The organism is Peribacillus phoenicis (assembly GCF_047238085.1).
GTDB lineage: Bacteria > Bacillota > Bacilli > Bacillales > DSM-1321 > Peribacillus.
In genome coordinates this window covers 4,140,462-4,159,860 of sequence record NZ_JBDFMF010000001.1, presented here as the reverse complement: position 1 = coordinate 4,159,860, position 19,399 = coordinate 4,140,462, and the positions used below count along the sequence as shown (strand labels likewise).

The 19,399-nt window shown below is 38.1% G+C and carries 22 protein-coding genes and 2 pseudogenes; 20 read left to right on the top strand and 4 right to left on the bottom strand.

All coding sequences use genetic code 11. The features are described from left to right. Positions 1-127 precede the first annotated feature (127 nt). The 3 genes from ABC374_RS20430 to ABC374_RS20420 all read left to right on the top strand — a co-directional run bounded on the left by ABC374_RS20430 (position 128) and on the right by ABC374_RS20420 (position 1,757). Complete coding sequence (locus ABC374_RS20430; RefSeq protein ID WP_350300127.1) at positions 128-625, top strand: DUF2798 domain-containing protein; 498 nt, start codon at positions 128-130, stop codon at positions 623-625. Positions 626-794: 169 nt separating this feature from the next. Continuing rightward, positions 795-1,025: a DUF3953 domain-containing protein gene (locus ABC374_RS20425; RefSeq protein WP_413019583.1), complete on the top strand. Its 231-nt coding sequence runs from the start codon at positions 795-797 to the stop codon at positions 1,023-1,025. A 45-nt stretch (positions 1,026-1,070) separates the two neighbouring features. Continuing rightward, entirely contained in the window at positions 1,071-1,757 is a 687-nt protein-coding gene (locus tag ABC374_RS20420) for an MBL fold metallo-hydrolase (RefSeq protein WP_413019582.1), read from the top strand. A gap of 162 nt (positions 1,758-1,919) precedes the next feature. Here ABC374_RS20420 and ABC374_RS20415 read toward each other — a convergent pair whose 3' ends face one another. Continuing rightward, positions 1,920-2,390, bottom strand: coding sequence for a hypothetical protein (locus ABC374_RS20415; RefSeq protein ID WP_413019581.1), 471 nt, complete (start codon positions 2,388-2,390; stop codon positions 1,920-1,922). A gap of 266 nt (positions 2,391-2,656) precedes the next feature. Between ABC374_RS20415 and ABC374_RS20410 the strand changes: the two genes are divergently transcribed. Next, the gene (locus ABC374_RS20410; RefSeq protein ID WP_350300123.1) at positions 2,657-2,767 is read left to right on the top strand and encodes a YjcZ family sporulation protein; all 111 of its coding nucleotides are present in this window, start codon (positions 2,657-2,659) and stop codon (positions 2,765-2,767) included. Between the two features lie 517 nt (positions 2,768-3,284). Here ABC374_RS20410 and ABC374_RS20405 read toward each other — a convergent pair. Then, a complete protein-coding gene (locus ABC374_RS20405) occupies positions 3,285-4,673 on the bottom strand; it encodes an aminotransferase-like domain-containing protein (RefSeq protein ID WP_413019580.1) in 1,389 nt (462 codons plus the stop codon). A gap of 188 nt (positions 4,674-4,861) precedes the next feature. Between ABC374_RS20405 and azlC the strand changes: the two genes are divergently transcribed. The 5 genes and pseudogenes from azlC (at position 4,862) to ABC374_RS20380 (ending at position 8,324) form a co-directional block, all read left to right on the top strand. Further along, entirely contained in the window at positions 4,862-5,617 is a 756-nt protein-coding gene (gene azlC / locus ABC374_RS20400; RefSeq protein WP_413019579.1) for an azaleucine resistance protein AzlC, read from the top strand. Then, positions 5,614-5,946: a branched-chain amino acid transporter permease gene (locus ABC374_RS20395; RefSeq protein ID WP_350300120.1), complete on the top strand. Its 333-nt coding sequence runs from the start codon at positions 5,614-5,616 to the stop codon at positions 5,944-5,946. The genes azlC and ABC374_RS20395 overlap by 4 nt, the downstream gene beginning before the upstream one ends. 504 nt (positions 5,947-6,450) lie before the next feature. Then, positions 6,451-7,155, top strand: a complete 705-nt coding sequence (locus tag ABC374_RS20390; protein WP_413019578.1) for a cytochrome P460 family protein — start codon at positions 6,451-6,453, stop codon at positions 7,153-7,155. A gap of 76 nt (positions 7,156-7,231) precedes the next feature. Beyond that, positions 7,232-7,441: pseudogene (locus ABC374_RS20385) on the top strand (aldo/keto reductase); the annotation flags it as partial. A gap of 31 nt (positions 7,442-7,472) precedes the next feature. Continuing rightward, positions 7,473-8,324, top strand: a complete 852-nt coding sequence (locus ABC374_RS20380; RefSeq protein WP_413019577.1) for an aldo/keto reductase — start codon at positions 7,473-7,475, stop codon at positions 8,322-8,324. A gap of 413 nt (positions 8,325-8,737) precedes the next feature. Here ABC374_RS20380 and ABC374_RS20375 read toward each other — a convergent pair whose 3' ends face one another. Then, on the bottom strand, positions 8,738-8,953 hold the full coding sequence (locus tag ABC374_RS20375) for a hypothetical protein (RefSeq protein ID WP_350300114.1): 216 nt from the start codon (positions 8,951-8,953) through the stop codon (positions 8,738-8,740). Positions 8,954-9,175: 222 nt separating this feature from the next. Between ABC374_RS20375 and ABC374_RS20370 the strand changes: the two genes are divergently transcribed. The 3 genes from ABC374_RS20370 to ABC374_RS20360 all read left to right on the top strand — a co-directional run bounded on the left by ABC374_RS20370 (position 9,176) and on the right by ABC374_RS20360 (position 11,415). Beyond that, positions 9,176-9,820: an MBL fold metallo-hydrolase gene (locus ABC374_RS20370; RefSeq protein ID WP_350300113.1), complete on the top strand. Its 645-nt coding sequence runs from the start codon at positions 9,176-9,178 to the stop codon at positions 9,818-9,820. A 190-nt stretch (positions 9,821-10,010) separates the two neighbouring features. After that, positions 10,011-10,415 (top strand): YbaN family protein, encoded by a 405-nt coding sequence (locus ABC374_RS20365; RefSeq protein ID WP_350300112.1) that lies wholly within the window; start codon positions 10,011-10,013, stop codon positions 10,413-10,415. Between the two features lie 292 nt (positions 10,416-10,707). Continuing rightward, the gene (locus ABC374_RS20360; RefSeq protein ID WP_413019576.1) at positions 10,708-11,415 is read left to right on the top strand and encodes a DNA alkylation repair protein; all 708 of its coding nucleotides are present in this window, start codon (positions 10,708-10,710) and stop codon (positions 11,413-11,415) included. A gap of 482 nt (positions 11,416-11,897) precedes the next feature. Here ABC374_RS20360 and ABC374_RS20355 read toward each other — a convergent pair whose 3' ends face one another. Further along, the gene (locus ABC374_RS20355; RefSeq protein ID WP_350300110.1) at positions 11,898-12,113 is read right to left on the bottom strand and encodes a hypothetical protein; all 216 of its coding nucleotides are present in this window, start codon (positions 12,111-12,113) and stop codon (positions 11,898-11,900) included. A gap of 381 nt (positions 12,114-12,494) precedes the next feature. On the opposite strand from ABC374_RS20355, the gene ABC374_RS20350 reads away from it, so the two are divergent. From ABC374_RS20350 to ABC374_RS20315, 8 genes and pseudogenes are all read left to right on the top strand, one after another. Beyond that, positions 12,495-12,938, top strand: a complete 444-nt coding sequence (locus ABC374_RS20350) for a MarR family winged helix-turn-helix transcriptional regulator (protein WP_350300109.1) — start codon at positions 12,495-12,497, stop codon at positions 12,936-12,938. Position 12,939: 1 nt separating this feature from the next. Further along, positions 12,940-13,989 (top strand): threonine aldolase family protein, encoded by a 1,050-nt coding sequence (locus tag ABC374_RS20345; protein ID WP_413019575.1) that lies wholly within the window; start codon positions 12,940-12,942, stop codon positions 13,987-13,989. Further along, on the top strand, positions 13,977-14,696 hold the full coding sequence (locus ABC374_RS20340; RefSeq protein ID WP_413019574.1) for an alanyl-tRNA editing protein: 720 nt from the start codon (positions 13,977-13,979) through the stop codon (positions 14,694-14,696). The genes ABC374_RS20345 and ABC374_RS20340 overlap by 13 nt, the downstream gene beginning before the upstream one ends. Before the next feature lie 451 nt (positions 14,697-15,147). Beyond that, the gene (locus ABC374_RS20335; protein WP_413019573.1) at positions 15,148-15,429 is read left to right on the top strand and encodes an NUDIX hydrolase; all 282 of its coding nucleotides are present in this window, start codon (positions 15,148-15,150) and stop codon (positions 15,427-15,429) included. 298 nt (positions 15,430-15,727) lie between these two features. Then, positions 15,728-16,430: pseudogene (locus tag ABC374_RS20330) on the top strand (response regulator transcription factor). After that, positions 16,427-17,794, top strand: a complete 1,368-nt coding sequence (locus ABC374_RS20325; protein ID WP_350300105.1) for a sensor histidine kinase — start codon at positions 16,427-16,429, stop codon at positions 17,792-17,794. The pseudogene ABC374_RS20330 and the gene ABC374_RS20325 overlap by 4 nt, the downstream one beginning before the upstream one ends. A gap of 4 nt (positions 17,795-17,798) precedes the next feature. Continuing rightward, a complete protein-coding gene (locus tag ABC374_RS20320) occupies positions 17,799-18,530 on the top strand; it encodes a PepSY domain-containing protein (protein ID WP_413019572.1) in 732 nt (243 codons plus the stop codon). 273 nt (positions 18,531-18,803) lie between these two features. Beyond that, the gene (locus tag ABC374_RS20315; RefSeq protein WP_350300103.1) at positions 18,804-19,397 is read left to right on the top strand and encodes a beta-class carbonic anhydrase; all 594 of its coding nucleotides are present in this window, start codon (positions 18,804-18,806) and stop codon (positions 19,395-19,397) included. Positions 19,398-19,399: the final 2 nt, after the last annotated feature.

Sequence of the window (19,399 nt, the reverse complement as noted above, 5' to 3'; positions counted from 1 at the left end):
AAATCCATAAAAAAACGTGATAAAATTGTTATATCAGTGTGTAGAGATATTGGTCTTTTTTATTGACCAAAAATATATGTCTCACGATACGTCTGCCATCTGAAATATTTTTAATGGGGATGATCATATGCACGATGAAACAAGATTACCGCGAAATGGAAAAGACTTTGTATTATTCTTAGCGATTATATCAATACTTTCAGTCAACATTATCGCACCACTTATTATGGGATTTAAATTTGGATTCAGTAAAGAAGTGTATTTGGAAACCTTACGGGTAATTCCATTTGTATGGATTTGTGTCATTTTATTGGTAACACTTGTTGTAAATCCTCTAGTTAATAAACTCGTAAAAAAGTTTATTGAACCTACGGACGGTTTTAATGCAAGAGTGTTATTCACGATATTATTCAGCGTAACCATTCTGTCCATTTTACTGACGGTTATCGGATCTTGGATTGGCATGAGGGAAATTAGTTTGGAGCCGATTCAGACGTTCTTTTATGACTGGCCACGTAACTTTTTCATCGCATTTTGGGTTGAAGTTTTGATCGCACAGCCGATAGCAAGATTTGCAATGAAAAAATTACATGCAAGCCAGGCCCGTAAAGCAGTAAATGCGTAACATTCAAATAAATTAAAAGCCCATATAGCCGATTGGTTTTATTAAAAAACCAGTCGGCTTTTTCGTGCAGAAAAGTGGGTTAGTGAATGAAGGAATTTCCATTTTCTACACAATGAAAAGGTGTCAAATGGTATGATTAAAAAAATTGTACTTAAGGGGAAATATATTGTTGAAAATAGTTAAAATCATCTTAGCAATAATTGTAGTCGCTTTATATGCATATCAGCTAATTACTGGAAGTATTGAGTTGATGCCATATTCTATGTTGTTTCTGGCGGCAATTTTGTTAATAACAGGATTAGAGGAACCTCAAAAAGATAGAAAAGAAGGTTTTTTGAGGTACGTTGTTGTCTCATTATTTCTTTTCTTTGTATCCATGCTGGGTTTCTTAATGAACTAAAACGAGAGCTACTATTACCTCTTTAGTAGGTGAGGAGGAGAAAAAATGAAGATAATAGAACTGCCAATTGAATTTGAATTTAATGGGCAAAAAAATCACATTAATCCTAGCTTGATTATATTGAAGAATGAACTAACCTTGGTCGATACAGGGTATCCTGAATTTTTACCTTTAATTGAAAATGAAATTATAAAAAGTGGTTATGAAATGAAGAATTTAAAGAATATAATCATTACTCATTATGATATTGATCATATAGGTTCCTTATATGATTTCAAGGAAAAGTATCCTTTGATTAACATTATAGCCAGTGAAGTGGAATCAAAATATATTAGTGGTGAAATGAAGTCAGAGAGATTGGTTCAAGCCGAAGAAATGCTAGGAAATATGCCAATTCAAGAAATCGAATTCGGTAAATGGTTTATACAACAATTAAAGAAATTGAAGCATGTTTCAATTGATGAAAAGGTACATGATGGTGGTTTGATATTGGATAACGAATGTAGAGTAGTAGCAACACCAGGGCATACCTCAGGGCATATTTCATTATATTTTCCAAGTTTAAAAAGTGTAATAACAGGTGACGCAGCTATTAAAGAGAATCATGAATTGATCATTGCTAATCCACACTTTTGTCTAAATGTAGAGGAGGCAGAACAGTCTTTAAGAAAGATTAAAAATCTTGAAGCTGAAAATTACTTTTGTTATCATGGTGGAAAATTCACTTTATAATTGGGTTTTGCTTAAGATTGGAGCTGTCTTTAGGCAGCTTTTTCTTATGAAAGGGGCAGGATAGTTAAGGGCTAGAAATGAAACCCCCATCTAAACAGGACGGGGGTATATGTGTTTGAAATTTTAAAATTTGTTTGAAGATTTTTGTAGAATCATAATATATTAATAATTCTGCTGTTCACTTCCAACAGGAAATGAAACCCCCATAGATCGTAAAGCTTCTTTTGCTTGATTTAAATAGGATTCTGCTTGTTCTTGCCATTTGATAATCACTTTAATGAAGGCAATATAATTAGGGCTTGCATTTTCCTCCATTATTTTTAATCCTTCACTTACTTTTTTATCTTGGGTTTCAGCGTTTATTATACAAGCTGTCATTGTTTCTATAATGGTTTGCTGTTGCTCACCATTTTTTAGCCTTTGGGCTGATCCCACTGCGGTTACACGGTGATATGAAGCAGGGATTAAGTGGTTATGCATCTCGCGACTTCCTTTTAAATCTTTGGTTTCTGGTATATGAAAAAGCTCACTGCTCGTAGCACATACCATTTCTTCAGCATATAAACTTTGGTGCAACATATATAAAATAGGCTCCCAGTTGTTTACTCGATAATAATAATCATTCGGATACAAAAAAACATCTCCTCTTTCAGTACATTTTATAGTTATCATTTAGGATCGGAATGAATGAAATTGTATTTTCCATCTTATGTTTATTAATGTTGTCCAGTTCAAATAATATTGCAGAGGTTAAACATGGATAACTGATTCGTGAATGTCAAATTAAAAATGTAACTTTATCACATTGGAGATGGAGATTGTTGCTGTCATTTTCCTGATTGGAGCATAAGATGATATAGCCCATTTATTCCTCATTAAAAATAAGGAGATGTTTATATATGTCAGGTTGTGAACAGGGTTTTGACCGCGGGTTTGGTTTTGGTGGAGGTTTCGCCTTAATAGTCGTTTTGTTTATACTCTTAATCATTATTGGATGTATTTGTTTTTAAGGCGGGAATGAGCGGCTTCTGCTAAAAAAAGCATAAAATAGCCCGACCTTTATTGGTCGGGCTCCAACTGTAGATAATTGAGTCTGTCTGCAATTATTAAAGAACGTTCGGAATTGATTGAAGAAATCCGCTCCCTTTCCGCCGACTGTCTGCCAAGCCTCCTCACCGCAAGCGGCTGTGGGGTCTCGGCTAGCCAGTTATTCGGCAGGAGTGTCGCAAATTTCTTCAATCTAATAAGGGTTCATACCATATCGAAAAGTGAAAATTCATGAAGGATAAACGGGTCTTCATTTAAATGGTCCGGGGTGAGACCATTCCGGAGATTTGTAGACTAACTCGATAATAATTAAGTTGTCAAAACTTGAACATTTATTTCCACTCTAGGCATTCGCTTTGGGCGGGTGGCTCGCCCTCGGCGCTTTTGCGCCTGGGGGATCTCCCTAATACTCAATTTTCTCGCAGGTGTCTCGAACCTTCCGATCCAATCAACTAGAATGTTTTTTTTACTAGACTTAAATCAGCCTAGATACTGTTCTAATATTTCTAATCCTATTTTTAACTCATCGAATGAGTTTGTGGAAGAAAGTGCAATACGCAAATACATATCAGGGGTGGTCTGCCCGCTTTGAAAACGGTTGGAATGAAAAACTCGAATACCGCGCCTTTTCAAATCCGTTTCCAGCAGTAACGCATCATTATGCCCTTTAATTGGAAGCCAACGATATAAACTGAGAGGATGTCCGACATCCTTTCTTAAGGGGAAATATTCCGAATAAATATCATTTGCAGTTTGTGCAAGCCGTTTCTTATGAGAAACAATTTCATGAGCCTTGCCTGATAGGATTAGCTCTGTGATAACCTCTGCATCAAAAGAAGAGGTCTTTACATTAATGTTGAAAATGGCCTGGGAAATTTTCTCGCGAAAGGCATCCCCATAAACCATATAGGCAACTCTTAATCCAGAACATATTGACTTAGAGGTGCCGCAAATATAAACGCTCTGTTCCGGAAGCAAATGGAACATCGGCTGCCGGTAGTCGGAGATAATGCCTGCCGTCAGAAATGCATGAATATCATCCTCAATCAAAATTAAACGATGCTTTCGGATGACCGCAGCCAATTCTTGCTTTCGAATATCCGACATCATGATTGTGGTTGGATTGTTGCAAGAGGGCATCAGAAATATGCCGTCAATATTTGTTTGACAACATTGCTTTTCAAGTTCGTCTGTCAGCATTCCAAACTGGTCTCCGGGAATGGGCACTAACTTAATATGAAACATCTTTGCCAGCTCGATAAAGTTTGAATAGGTGTATAAGTCGGTTGCAATTCTATTACCAGGCTCAAACAAAGCAGCGAGGGCAACAGCCAATGCATTTTGGGCACCGGAAACGATTGCTATATGCTCTTGATCCGCGTGAATGCCGAAAGATTCCATCCAGTTTAGAGCTGCTGTTTTTTGATGTGGAATACCAGTCGGATCGTTGTAATTCAGCAGCTGCTCCAAATAGCTTTTGTTCACGGTTTTTTGTAAAGTTTCTGAAACGATATCATTGGTTTGCTCAAAAGATGCCACAAAACCAAGATCAATGCTGTTTGCTGTTTTATCCGCTGAAATGGTTATGGAACGAGTGGCATTGGGAGCCACAAAGGTTCCGCTTCCCGTAACGGCATATATCAATCCCTTTACCTCGCACATTTTGTAGGAACGGGTAATCGTAGTGAAATTTAAGTCAAGAAAATCTGCCAATTCTCGTTGCGGGGGCAACTTGGTTCCAGGTGCTAAAAAACCATTTGTTATATCTTGTTCAAGTAATGATGCGAGAGATTTATAAAAAGGACGCTTTAATGCATTCTTATCAGGTTTCCAAGACATAGGATAATTGTCAAATGAATTTACTGGCATACTTCACCTCTCCTAGACTTATTCCATACAATCATATCATTTTTTGTATGGAATTCTAATATTGAAACGGTCGGCTTTAAAAGAATATAAGGTGATTAGCCTATCAGACTCCCCCATTTTGATGAAATGGGGGAATTTTATTTTAATTGTAATCCATACAATTAACTTGTTTTTTGTACGGATTTTGTATGTTAAGTTTAAATAAATTTAGCCATCAGGATGTGATTTATATGAAAAAACGAACTCAAATGATATCAGCATTTCGTGCGGCTTTTCCGTACACAGTGCCCATTTTGGCAGGCTTTTTATTTTTAGGCATCGCTTATGGGATCTTTATGAATTCATTAGGGTTCAGCGCGATTTACCCGATATTGATGAGTCTAACGATATTTGCAGGATCGATGGAGTTTATTGCAGCCAATTTATTGCTTGTCGCGTTCAATCCGATTAACGCCCTTTTTCTAACCTTAATGGTGAATGCACGGCATTTGTTTTATGGCATATCCATGCTTGATAAATATAGGGGGACTGGTAAGAAAAAGCTGTATCTGATTTTTGGGCTTTGCGATGAGTCTTTTTCCATCAATTGTACCGTTGATGTACCGAAGGATGTGGATAAGGGCTGGTTCATGTTTTTCGTGACACTGCTCAACCATTGCTATTGGGTGATAGGAGCAGCGATTGGCGGCATCTTTGGCTCTTTTGTCAAATTCAATACAGAAGGACTCGATTTTGTTATGACGGCTCTCTTTGTCGTGATTTTCATTGAACAATGGATGAAAGAGAAAAAACATCATAGTGCTCTCGCTGGGCTTGGGCTGTCAGCTGTCTGCCTGATTATTTTTGGCGGAAGCAATTTCATTATCCCTGCCATGTTTACCATTTTAGGGGTACTTACCTTACTTAGAAAGCCGTTAGAGAAAGTTGAGGTGAGAACCATATGACAATGACTTTAACGCAGCAAATCATTACAATTGCGATGGTTGTTTTAGGTACAATGCTTACAAGGTTTCTTCCCTTCATCGTTTTCCCATCAGGTAAACCTACACCGAAGTATGTACAGTATCTCGGTAAGATGCTGCCATCCGCGGTAATTGGGCTTTTGGTCATATATTGTTTAAAGGATGTGAGCTTACAATCCGGAAGTCATGGCATCCCTGAATTTATTGGGGTGGCGGTGGTTGCCCTGCTTCACTTTTGGAAGAAAATGATGCTCCTCTCCATAGCGGGGGGAACGATTGTCTACATGATGCTGGTGCAATTGGTTTTTTAAATGATGATAATCAGCACATCCAATTATTATTTTATTGAACTTGATGAACAAGATTAATCAGTTTAATAGTTTACGAGCAGAGCTGTCTTTAAGGCAGCTTTTTCTTATATGCATTTCTTCACAAGCTCAACTTTAAGCCCCCTGAATACCTCTGAGTAAAATACAAATGTTTATACCCCTCCCAATTTCCTTATTTTGGATATTTAGAGTCTGTATTAATCAATCCGTTTTCAGTATGATACAAAATTGTTAGATAGAAACGTAAGAGGATTAGGCATTGATTTAAGAGAAATAGGACAGCGCCGCTTTTTAATCTGTAGCATAATGAGGATACCTCTATATTAATACATTACTTTTATAGTGTTTATGTGGCTAATGCCATATTGAATTCAAATTACAAATTCACTGTATATATGCTGAAGTGATTGTACTAGATAGGGATATTCAGGTTGGAACGATTGCGAGTTTTGTATAGAAATAATTCGGAAAGAAAATAGGAGGAAAATGATGAAAAAACGATTATTTATGTCCCTGGCTTTGGTCATGTCCTACACTCTTTCAGCATGCAGCAGCAATAATGACAGAAATGGGGTTTCTCAACAGGAACAACAATCAGAATCCAATCGTGAATTGGTTGAATTCCCTGAGAACTACGATAAGGGTGTAAACTATACGACTGTTAATCGTGGAAATGTCAGGGAGGAACTCTACACGAGCAGGGAAGCGATCGAAGCGGTGCAGAACGGGCAGCCAATCCCTGACGGCACAATAATCACACTCGAAATCTATAGGGATGAAGATCTTGATGAAATCTTCGTAATGGAAAAGCGCGCTGGCTGGGCTGATGGGAACCCATCTGAGATGCGTAATGGAGATTGGCTATACCAGGAATTCAATGGAGACAAGTCGGTGGATTACAAGGAAGAAATCGGTCGATGCTTTACTTGTCACGCGAACCAGGAACGGGATGACTTCGTGAACACGATGGATGAAATGAAAAGTTTTGACCTTGGAGAGTTTACAGGATCAAAGGATGGCAATACAGGATCCCAGATAGCAGGTATCCCCACAGAACACTGGGAGGTAAAAGCGGCAGATGATCTGGAGGGCTCTCGGGATATATTGCATGGAAACAGATTAATGGAAGAAGAAAAATCCGGAATTCTCCAGAAGGTTCTTTTGATGGTTCATTATAATGAAGAGACATAGGGAGTTAGCTTCGACGGAAAACCGAATTAGGGATAAATAAAAATTAGAAAGAGGAGAACTTCTTGAATCGCCCGCTCAAATAGCACTAGCATGGGTACTTGCTCAGAAGCAATGGATTGTTCCGATTCCCGGTACACGGAAATTGGAGCGCCTCGAAGAAAATCTTGGTGCAGCAGATGTTGAAATGACCCATGAGGAATTGAATGATTTGAACGATGCGCTCTCGAAAATCGAGATTTCGGGAGATCGCTATCCGGCAGAATACGCAAATAGAGTAGGGAAATAACAGATATTTAATGAGAACAGGAGGATTTCATATGCAAAAAGTAATGTTGAACAATGGTGTTGAGATGCCGATACTAGGTTTTGGGGTTTTTCAAATACAAGATGAAAATGAATGTGAACAAAGCGTTTATGACGCTATTATGGCAGGCTATCGTCTTATCGATACCGCTGCCTCTTATCTAAATGAAGAAGCAGTCGGCAGAGCAATCAAGCGGAGTGGTGTGCCACGAGAGGAATTGTTTATTACTACAAAACTCTGGGTCCAGGATGCTGGTTATGAGAGCACAAAGAGCGCATTCGCAAATTCGCTGAAAAGACTACAATTGGATTATTTGGATTTGTATCTAATCCATCAGCCATTTGGGGACGTATATGGATCTTGGCGTGCAATGGAGGAATTGTACCGTGAGGGAAAAATTAGGGCAATTGGAGTTAGTAACTTTCAGATGGACCGTCTAGTGGATTTGATTATCCACAATGAAGTAATTCCTGCAGTAAACCAGGTTGAAACTCATGTTTTTAACCAACAAATAGAAAGTGCGAAACTTATGCAAGAGAACAATGTTCAGATAGAGTCATGGGGTCCATTTGCTGAAGGGAAAAATGACATGTTCCAGAACGGAATATTAGTGTCCATCGCTGAAAAGTATAATAAATCTGTGGCACAGGTGATTTTACGATGGTTGACACAAAGAGGAGTCGTTGCAATTCCAAAGTCTGTTCGTAAGGAAAGAATTATCGAAAACTTCAAAATCTTTGACTTCGAATTGGGCCAAGAAGATATGGAGAAGATTGCTGCGTTAGATACGAAAGAGAGCTTGTTCTTTTCTCATAACGATCCTGAAATTGTGAAATGGCTCAGTACCCGTAAACTTGATATTTAACGCTCTCTTCCAAAATGAAGCGTAGAAATAGTCGATTTCCTTTTTAGGAATATCGGCTTTTCTTCATTATAAACATTATGATGGGGATTGTAGAAAATTGGAATCTGAATCGCTGAAAAGGCTAGGCAGTGGCTTACCTAGCCTCGGACTGTAGACAAACTCGATATTAATTAAGATGGCCTACATTTTTTTGAGGGAGTGTAAAATATGAACGTTGATTGGAACGTAGGGCACTCGCTTTCCGCGGGCGGTCCGGGAGCCTCCTCGGCTTGCGCCTGCGGGGTCTCCTTTGGACGCGCTTTTCCCGCAGGAGTCTCGAACACCCGCTCCAATCAACTTTGTTTAAAAATTCAGATGGAACCCCTTTTATCTACAAGCAGGCTAGGCAGTGAGCATGCCTAGCCTTTTCATACTCAAGAAAGTTGTTGTGTAGCAGTAAACTTGTAGTTTCTTAGGAAAATCATTACCGAACTTACTATCAATGATAGTAAACCCACGAATACCACGTATTGTGTCCCCAGCTCTGATATGAATAATCCACCTGCTGCAGCACCAATTGTCGTTCCCAAGTTAACCGCTGTTAAAAATAGTCCATTAGCGAAATCAGGAGATTCGGGGGCAGAAGACATGATCCAGTATTCTTCATTGGACTTACTAACGGGGGCGTTAGCTGAAGAAAAGGGGTGTCTTTAAGGCATCTCTTTTCTTATGGGAAGGGTGTAGAAGGACTATTACATGAATAGTAGAATTATAATAAATGGAATATATTTTTAACTGTAAATCCAAGGTTCCTTAAAAGTTGCTTGATTTTAATAATTTTAAATCAATTGCATAATAAGGAGAATTTTAGTATGAAAATAAAATGGTTTGGACATTCTGCCTTTTTACTAACATCCGAAAGAGGAACCAGGATTCTTATAGATCCATATTATCGCTTCATCCGTTACCGTATGCCAAGCGTTGAACCAGATATAGTTGCCGTTACACATGATCATTTTGATCACAATAAAATTCAAGCTGCAACAGGTGATTACTTGCTTGTGAATGAGCCGAAGGAATACATCCGCGAAGATGTAAGAATTAGTGGGTTTAAGACATTTCACGACAAGGTAAATGGCGAGAAGAGAGGCCCCAATATTTTATATCGTTTCCAAATGGACGATCTAACTATCTGTCACTGTGGAGATTTAGGGCATCTATTATCAGAAGAACAAGTAAATGAAATTGGAAAAGTAGATATTCTCATCATTCCTGTAGGAGGTACAGTCACGATTAATGCCATAGAAGCTACTCAAGTAATGCGTCAATTGAAATCTACTATTACTATCCCCATGCACTATAGAACAAAGTCATTGTCGGTTGTTGGATTGATGTTTTCAAAGCTAGATAAGTTTCTTCAGATTTCCGGACAGCGAACAACCGAAGTTAAGACATTGGATATTTCCAAAGAAAATTTGTCGGAATATGCTGGTGTGGTTACAATGCTGTATGAATGAATTTAAGGCTGAGATGTGGATTTAATTAAAGTCACTGCGATGTCTAAAAAATGTTGCGACAGAAGAATGAATTGGTAAGATATCCTGTTAATAACTAAAGGGCAGGTTAGTTCAAGAACAAAAAGGAAGATACTAATCAATTAGACTTCCTCTTTACGTTATAAGGGGATAGAATATAAATAAAAAGGTGATGACAATAAAAAAAGTAAAAAGTGTCCTATTCTTTCTTCTTGGGTCCATATCTCTTTTGATTGGTATTGCAGGGACTGTGTTACCAGTTCTGCCGGGCGGTCCGTTTTACTTATTTGCTGCCTTTTGCTTTGCTAAAAGTTCCAAGTCGATTGAAAATTGGTTCAAGAGCACCTCATTATATGAAAAATACGTTGAAGCATTTCTGCAAAAAAAAGGTATGACTCGAAGAGAGAAAATCAGAATCAATTTAATTGCCGATTTCTTCATCGTAATTTCTGTATTTTATGTGGACATCCTATTAGTGAAAATCTTATTGGTCGTGCTCGCCCTTTACAAACATTATTATTTCATTAAAAAAATTAAGACAATTGATCGAAACAGTACGGAAAAAAGAGCTTTTTGAACCTTCAAATAACGGAGTTGCTTCGGCAGCTCTTTTTCTAATGGAGCTAACGGGGCAGTGGAATCGAACAAAAACAAAGGGTAAATCCCCTGATTCTAAGCTACTGTATCAGAAGGCATTGTTTCTTACCATCAGTCGGAATAAAGTGCCAACATTCATTAAGTGCATTCCTGCGTAACAATCATGTGCTTAGACGGTGCTGACAAATGGCAGTCTATTATAGGATAATGGTGATATATATTTGATGGGCAAATATTAGGGGGAAACTCCATAAAGAAGGAAGTGCTAAACGATGAATTTAGAAATGGTCATGCAGGATCTTGAAGCCCTTGGCAAGGAACGAACTAAAAAAATGTACATATCCAATGGTGCGCATGAGCCTCTTTTTGGCGTGGCTACAGGCGCCATGAAACCAATTGTAAGGAAAATAAAAATAAATCAGCATTTAGCTGAAGAGCTTTATTCCACAGGCAACTATGATGCAATGTACTTTGCAGGCATTATTGCAGACCCAAAAGCCATGACCGAGTCTGATTATGATCGTTGGATGGATGCTGCGTATTTTTATATGCTGTCCGATTATGTAGTGGCTGTAACTTTATCAGAGTCAGATATTGCAAAAGAAGTTTCTGATAAATGGATTGCAAGCGGTGAAGAGCTGAGAATGTCAGCGGGCTGGAGCTGCTACTGTTGGCTTTTAGGAAATCGGCTAGACGTTGAATTTTCAGAAAGCAAGATTTCCAATATGCTTGACCTTGTGAAAAATACGATTCACGATTCGCCAGAACGAACGAAATCCGCTATGAATAATTTTCTATACACCGTGGGGATTTCATATTTGCCGCTCCATGAAAAGGCAGTCGAGACCGCAAAGGCAATAGGAATAGTAGAAGTCAAACGGGACAAGAAAAAAAGCAATTTTCTAAATGCTTACGAAAGTATTCAAAAAGAAGTCGGTAAAGGAAAGCTTGGTTTTAAACGCAAGCATGTAAGATGTTAAAATTAGCCTCGCAAAATTGAAGTGTAATTATAAAGATACTGTACTTTAGTAATTATGTTTCAATCATCGTGAAATCAATGTGTAAAGCACTTTTATTTAAACATTGATTATGGTGTTGGATATAAAGAATTAGATATTGCCGGAACCTTCTTCAACTAATGTGTGCTGTACTTCAATAGGGAGCTGCCCAATTGGTTTCTTTTTTGCTTAAGCTGAAAAAGGAGAAAAAACATCAAATTTGATTAATTCAACTAAAAGGTACTATAGCTTTAATGAGCTGTGACGGTCACAATCAGCTCGTTTTCTTATGCAACGAACGGGTGCGAAGTTTATTAAGGCTCACTAAAAATAATCAAACTTAATACTAAATCACAAGAAAATCCATTTTGATCGATCTTTTTTCAAAATGGATTTTTTTATTTACGCTAATATCGGGATTAAAGACGACATTTTAATTAATCATTATTTCAAAGCTGCAGCAGTTAAAACATTTCATTAACTTCCCATGATTCGACTATTTGATGAGCCATCCTTGGATCATATCCTTTACCCATCAGATAGGCAATAGCTGCAATTTCCATCATTGCATGAGGGACAGATGTTTTTTGAGCTTCGTTTAAACCATACTGTACCCAAGGGCCAACCTGTGACAATGTCTCTTGTTTGAGCTGGTGTGGGTTAGTGTAAGGAGGATACACAATATTACATCCTTTCAAAAATATAGTTAAATATCACAATCCTATTTTATGCACCTTAACTCATCCCGTGTTCGATAATCTCTAATTTTATAGATAAAAGTTTTGGGTCAAAGGATGTCCTTCTTCAACAATGGAGGGAGGGGAGTTTAAGTGGGAAATTGCACAAGTGTTTCTAATTAAAGTATGTAACTTCCTCGAGAAGAAACACTCAACCTAAAAGAATGTAAATTAAATCAGGTTCAAGCTAAAAGTGAATTTTTTGAAATTGGTCAAACTAAGGGTATCGATTGATCCTTCAAACATTTATAAAAAAACGTTGACAAAGTCCACTAATCACAATAAAGTATTAGTGGATAAAGTCCACTAAAAAGGAAGTCTTTAATGAATATAAATAAAAAAACCATAGCTGATATACGGCAATTCAATAGATTTTATACGAATATACTTGGTGTGTTGGATAAGCATATTTTGGATACCGGATATTCTTTCACTGAGGCACGGGTAATTTTAGAAATCGGTTTGATGGAGCAGTGTATAGCAAACAATTTAGTTGATAAACTGGAAATTGATCGCAGCTATATGAGCAGAATAATTAATAAGTTAAGAAAAGATGGACTGGTTATGAAGGAAAACTCGGCCTTGGACAACAGAACTAGTCTAATTCGGCTGACTCCTGAAGGGTTGACTCTTTTTGACCAACTTAATGAAAGATCTGATGAACAATTAGTGAGGTTATTCCAAGGATTATCACAAAACGAAATAAAAGAAATCCATGCTTCTATGATGTTCATTCAGAAGAAATTGGATAGTTTGGGGAGATTATAGGATGATACGTTTTGAAAATGATTATACAGAAGGTGCTCATAAGCGAATTCTGAAACGATTAATAGAAACCAATGAAGAACAAACACCCGGATATGGAGTGGATGAACACTGTGAAAAAGCGAGAGCTTACATTCGAAAACAGTGTGATGCTGCAAATGCAGATATACACTTTTTAGTGGGTGGAACACAAACGAATACAACTATTATCGCTTCAATTTTGCGGCCGCATCAAGGTGCAGTTGCTGCAATTACCGGGCATATCGCGGTACATGAAACAGGAGCAATTGAAGCCACTGGTCATAAAGTGCTTACTTTGCCGAGTGATGATGGAAAAATTCAAGCTGAACAGGTGAAAGAATTATATGATGCTCACTGGAATGATGTTACTCATGAGCATATGGTACAGCCAGGCTTGGTTTACATTTCTAACCCTACAGAAAATGGAACGACTTATAGTAAAGCCGAATTGGAAGCATTAAGTGAAGTTTGCCGGGAATGTGGTTTGCCGTTGGTATTGGATGGCGCTAGATTAGGGTATGGCTTGGCTTCGAAGGACAGCGATTTAACCTTGGCGGATGTTGCAAGGCTATGTGATGTGTTCTATATAGGGGGAACGAAGGTTGGTGCAATGTTTGGTGAAGCGGTAGTCATCATGAATGATGCCCTGAAAAAGGACTTCCGCTATTTCATCAAGCAAAGGGGAGGAATGCTGGCTAAAGGGAGACTATTGGGGATCCAGTTTGAAACCTTATTTGAAGACGGCCTATACTATGAAATTTCTAAAAATGCCGTGGAAATGTCAATAATGATTCGAGAAGCATTTGTTGAAAATGGATTTTCATTACGATATGATTCCACATCAAATCAGCAATTTCCCATCTTGCCGGAAGATGTGATTTTGGAATTAGGTAAAAAGTATTCATTCTCCTTCTGGGAAAAAGTCGATGCTACACACAGTGCTGTGAGATTTTGTACCAGTTGGGCTACGAAAAAAGAACATGTTGACATGCTTGTAGAGGATATCAAGGAAACAAAAAAATGGCCACGATAGAGTTATATTTAGAGAATAGTTATCTAAAAGAATGTTCGGCAAATATCGTTTCCAGACAAGACCGATTTGTAGTGTTCGATCAAACCATTTTTTATCCAGGCGGCGGTGGGCAGCCTTGTGACCGGGGAATCATTAAACAAGGTGATGAAACCTATACTATATTAACAGTAAAAAAAGTAGATGGTGAAGTGGTTCATGAACTAGAACGACCATTACAGGACATTAATCAATCAGTTGAAATGCAGATTGACTGGACTTGGCGGTATCAGAATATGCAGTATCACACATTATTGCATGTCATTTCAGGTTATTTTTATCAACATTACAATGCTTTAGCTACAAGCAGTCAAATTGAAAAAGAACATGCGAGATTAGAGCTGTCTTTTTCTCCTGAAATAATACAAGAAATCCCATTCAATCAATTAGAACAATCGATAAAGAAGGTACTGGCACAACCCCATAATGTTCACACGCTAACAATTAGCAGAGCTGAAGCAGAGCAAAAAGAAGGGGTAATTAAAACGGTCATTAATTTACTTCCAGCTTCGCTTAACGAAATTCGAATCGTTCAAATAAATGATATTGATGAGCAAGCATGTGGAGGAACCCACGTCAACAACACGAATGAAATTAAAGACTTTTCCATTATGAAAATTCAACAAAAAGGTCCCACGAAAAAAAGAATTAAAATTCAATTATTGGGTTAAGTTCTGCTATCTAATCCTTCTTCAAAACGGTGCGTTACTTGAATGGAGGTAGGGGGTTATATGGCTGGCTATTGTACAGTTTTGATCATTAAAATAGGATTAGGGGGGATGATAGTGTGAATATTAAGAGAAAAAAGTCTTTTATACTATGTTTTATAGTTCTTTCATTTTCTGCAATTGCTATCATCTCAAACTTTAATACACTCGAAAGCACAAAAAGTGCATGTATTGAAAACAATAAAACACCTAGCGTTGAAAAGAACTTCTTAGCTATAAACTGGACTGTATCATGTGAATAATACTGCTGCACTAAGGGAGTTGCTTCGGCAGCTCTTGTTTTTATAGAGCTAAATTGGCAGGATCGTGCTGTTTGATCTTTGGTCAACGATTAGGCTAGATAATTGAATGGGATTTAGGTGAAATGCAGGAGATGTTTTGGAGGGGGATGCAAGTGGAGGTTAGAGAGCTGCTTCATATTCGTGAGTATATAGGGAAAAACCACGAGCATTCTTCATTCGATTTTAATGTTCACCAAGTTGAATACTATTTTGTTTGCGACCTGGTAAAAGAGAAAATTTATAAATCGCCTACCAATCCAGATAGTCACCAAGTAGGGGTAGAATGGATACATATTAATGATTTACTTCAGAATAGGATATATCCTAAAGAACTAAGGAAATATATCATACAGCATGTTAATAATCAAAAGTCTCCAGTTTATTTAGGGGATTAATTGAAGCCTTGTTCAACAAACGGGCGTGATCTTTAATAAGAGCGTTGCGTGAACCAGCCAACAAAGTGAATAAATAAAGCCATATTCTTTCGTAAAAGAATATGGCTATTTAAATTTATTGGGTAGTTTAGAAAGATTGCTTTGCAGGATTACCTTTAGCGAGACTCTTCGCCGGAAGCAAATCATACACCCATTAAACTCGTCATAATACACTATTTTCATAGTGTTCTATCTGTAGTATCTTTGTTTGACATAATACATAAATGGGGACAGTCCCACACAAAAGGAGGTCTTCCAAATGAGTAAAGAATCAATACTAATCGTAGAGGACGAAGAAAAAATCTTAAGACTGCTTGAATTGGAGCTTGAAATCGAAGGCTACCAAGTCGGAAAGGCAATGGACGGAAAGGAAGCACTTGAAGCGTATCGATCACGAAAGTGGGATTTGATCTTATTGGATGTGATGCTTCCAGGCATAAGCGGGATCGAGCTGCTTCGGAAAATTCGTACGAAAAACAATTTCACCCCTGTCATCCTGTTAACTGCAAAGGGCTCGGTTGAAGATAAAGTTTCCGGTCTCTGATCGCGGTGCGAATGACTACATCACTAGGCCTTTCCAAATTGAGGAATTGCTTGCCCGAATTCGTGCCGTTTTAAGAATGCGGACTGCTGCACCTTCAATGGAAGATGAATACGAGGGATGGCTGAATACTGCTGATTTAAAGGTGAATGTCAAAACACGTGAAGTCATTAGAGGTGAAAGCGAAATTGACCTAACGCCAAAGGAGTATGATTTACTTCTTTATTTACTGAAGAATAAGCGTCAAGTGCTAAACCGGGATCAAATACTGGAAGCGGTTTGGGGGTATGATTTCTATGGAGAAACAAACGTGGTGGATGTGTATATCCGATATGTTCGCAAAAAGCTCGAATATGGTTTTGATACGCCGCTTATCCATACTGTAAGAGGCGTTGGCTACGTCCTGAAGGATGCAAAATGAGACTTCGCAAGAAAATAAATTTATATACAGCGGTGCTATTCATTTTCCTGCTCCTATTGATGAATGTTTCCATTTATTTTGTCTTTAGTAATCTGATGGTGGTGAATGAACTTAATCGTGCGAAAGCGGAGACAGAGAAAATTGCCTTTGATGTTAGTAAAAACGTTAATAATATATCTCCAAATGATTTACTTCGATCCTATCTGCCTATAGATGGCATGATTGGTATTGTAAAAGAGGGTCAACGAAAAGGTACAGCTGTTACATCCAATTCTGAGAAACAATTAAGCAATCGCAATAGCAGCTTTTATCCCGGTGAGAAGAGCGCGATCATCACTTATCATCAGAACAAGTATGTATTCGTTTCAAACCCGATCATTTGGGGGGATGGAAGTGTAGTTAATCTTCAAATCACCAAAAGCATTTCAGCAACCGAAGAAATGCTCGCTGTTCTGCGCATCGTATTAATCGCTGTTACAATCATTGCCATGATACCTGTTCTAATATCAAGCACTATTCTTAGTAACTTTATCGCCCGTCCGATTCGATCGATGATTGATACGATGAAGGAGATTCAAACAAGCGGCCAATTTAAGCGACTTAGCCTGGAAGAAAAAGCAAAAGATGAACTTGTGGAAATGGGGAAAACCTTTAATCACATGATTGATTTGCTGCAAGCTAACTTCGAAAAACAGGAGCAATTCGTATCAAATGCCTCACATGAATTAAAAACACCGCTAACTGTCATAGAAAGCTATGCAAGTCTTTTGAAAAGAAAAGGGTTGGAGCGTCCTGAGTTGTTTGATGAATCAATAGAGGCCATTCATTCTGAAGCCATTAGAATGAGAGAGATGACAGAGCAAATGCTCCTGCTTGCAAAGCATCAGGAAAAATGGAATATAGAGAAGGAAAACGTCAATCTGACCGATATCATGGCAGACTTAGCGAAAGTCTATAAAAATGCGTACAATCGAACAGTGGAGATTGATAGTAGCGATGCAATTGAAGCACTTACGGACGTGCAAAAGTTAAAACAGCTATTGTTTATTTTTTTAGATAATGCAAGAAAGTATAGTGACGAGCAAATCTCAGTCTACATAGGACAAACAAGTAGAGACGCGTATATCCGCATCGAAGACAGAGGGGATGGAATTCCACAGGCTGAATTGCCAAAAGTGTTCGATCGCTTTTATCGTGTAGATGAAGCAAGAAGCCGAAAGCAAGGCGGATCAGGTTTAGGGCTTTCCGTGGCAAAGGAAATTGCTGATGCAATTGATGTACGGATTGAAATGGATAGCCTCGAAGGCAGAGGAACGAACGTTACTCTTTTATTTAATAAAGCCAGAATGACGTTGGATGGGTGATACGATGAAGAATGGAAAAGTGCTGATAACAGCTGGATCGACTCTCGTTTTCGGTCTGCTATTATTCGTCGGATTTCAATGGTGGGCTCCATCATTATCCGCGGAAAGCTTGACGGAAGAAGAAGTGAACCAGACAGCAAAGGATAAATATCCTGGAACCATTATAAAGACAACGAAAACTGAAGGTGAAGAATATCAGATTAAAATGCAGCTCGAAACTGGGGTATATCTTATTAGTATGGATGAGAAAAGCGGTGAAGTTCGTTCTATAAAAAAAGAAACCATAGTACATTCTGAAGAAACGGCGGAAAAAACACCCCAAAAGCAACTAACCCAAAATGAAATAAAGGCGCGTATTTCCTCACAAGGCGATCTGGAACAAATTGATTTTGTGCAGGAGAAAGACAACTCCCATTATAAAGCAGTGGTAAATAAGAATAATGAAAAAATCACCTTAATCCTCGACCCATATACAGGAGCTATAATTGACTCGACAATGGTAGCAGATAGTATCATTACAGAAAACGAAGCAATTGCGATTGCCGAAAAACATGTAAAAGGAACAGGTGATGATACAGAATTTTATCAACCTTCAGATCAGACACCTTATTATTTGGTCGAAGTTGAATTAGAGGACGATCGAGACGCAGTCGTTCAAGTGGACGGCTACACAAAAGAAGTAAAAACAATCACATGGGAAGATGATGAAGTGGATGATAGAGACGGCACCGAATAATAATTGGAACAATACATAAAAAAGGGTGATGCATAGTTAAATATGCATCACCCTTTTTTGAGTAAGAAAAATGCAAAAAAAAAGAGAAGGAACTGTAATAATTCTCACCATTTTCTAATCCTTCTATCATTTAGCTCTAATTTAATATCTCTAACATGGAATAAAGCACCAAATGATAAAACAGAGCCAAATAAGACCGTTTATGAAAGGCATCTGGAATATTGTACATAGAACATTTCCATCATATTTCAACACGAGAAAGGAGAATAAGTAATGTCAGTTATTTCTAGCATTCTGGATTACAACAAGACGTTTGTCGATCAAAACAAATATGAAAGGTTTCAAACGACAAAGTATCCAGATAAAAAGATCGTCATCATAACGTGCATGGATACCCGTCTGTTGGAATTGCTTCCAAAGGCGATGGGTTTAAGAAATGGAGATGCGAAAATCATTAAAAACGCTGGAGCTATTGTTTCTCATCCCTTTGGCAGCATCATGCGCAGTATCCTTGTCGCTGTTTATGAGCTAAAAGTGGAGGAAGTGTGTGTGATCGGACATCACGGATGCGGTATGGTGGGGCTTCAATCCTCTTCACTTCTTGATGCCGCAAAGCAGAAGAAAGTCAGTCAGGAGGAAATTGATATCCTTACAAACTCTGGTATTGATTTATCAAAGTGGCTTTCAGGCTTTCAATGCGTTGAGGAGAGTGTAACGAATAGTGTCCGTTTGATTGAAAACCATCCATTATTACCGGATTCCATCGCCGTTCACGGTATGGTCATCCATCCCGAAACGGGTAAATTGGATCGAATCATAGATGGATATAGCAACGTTGTCAGCAAGGACGAAATACAAATTCAATAATA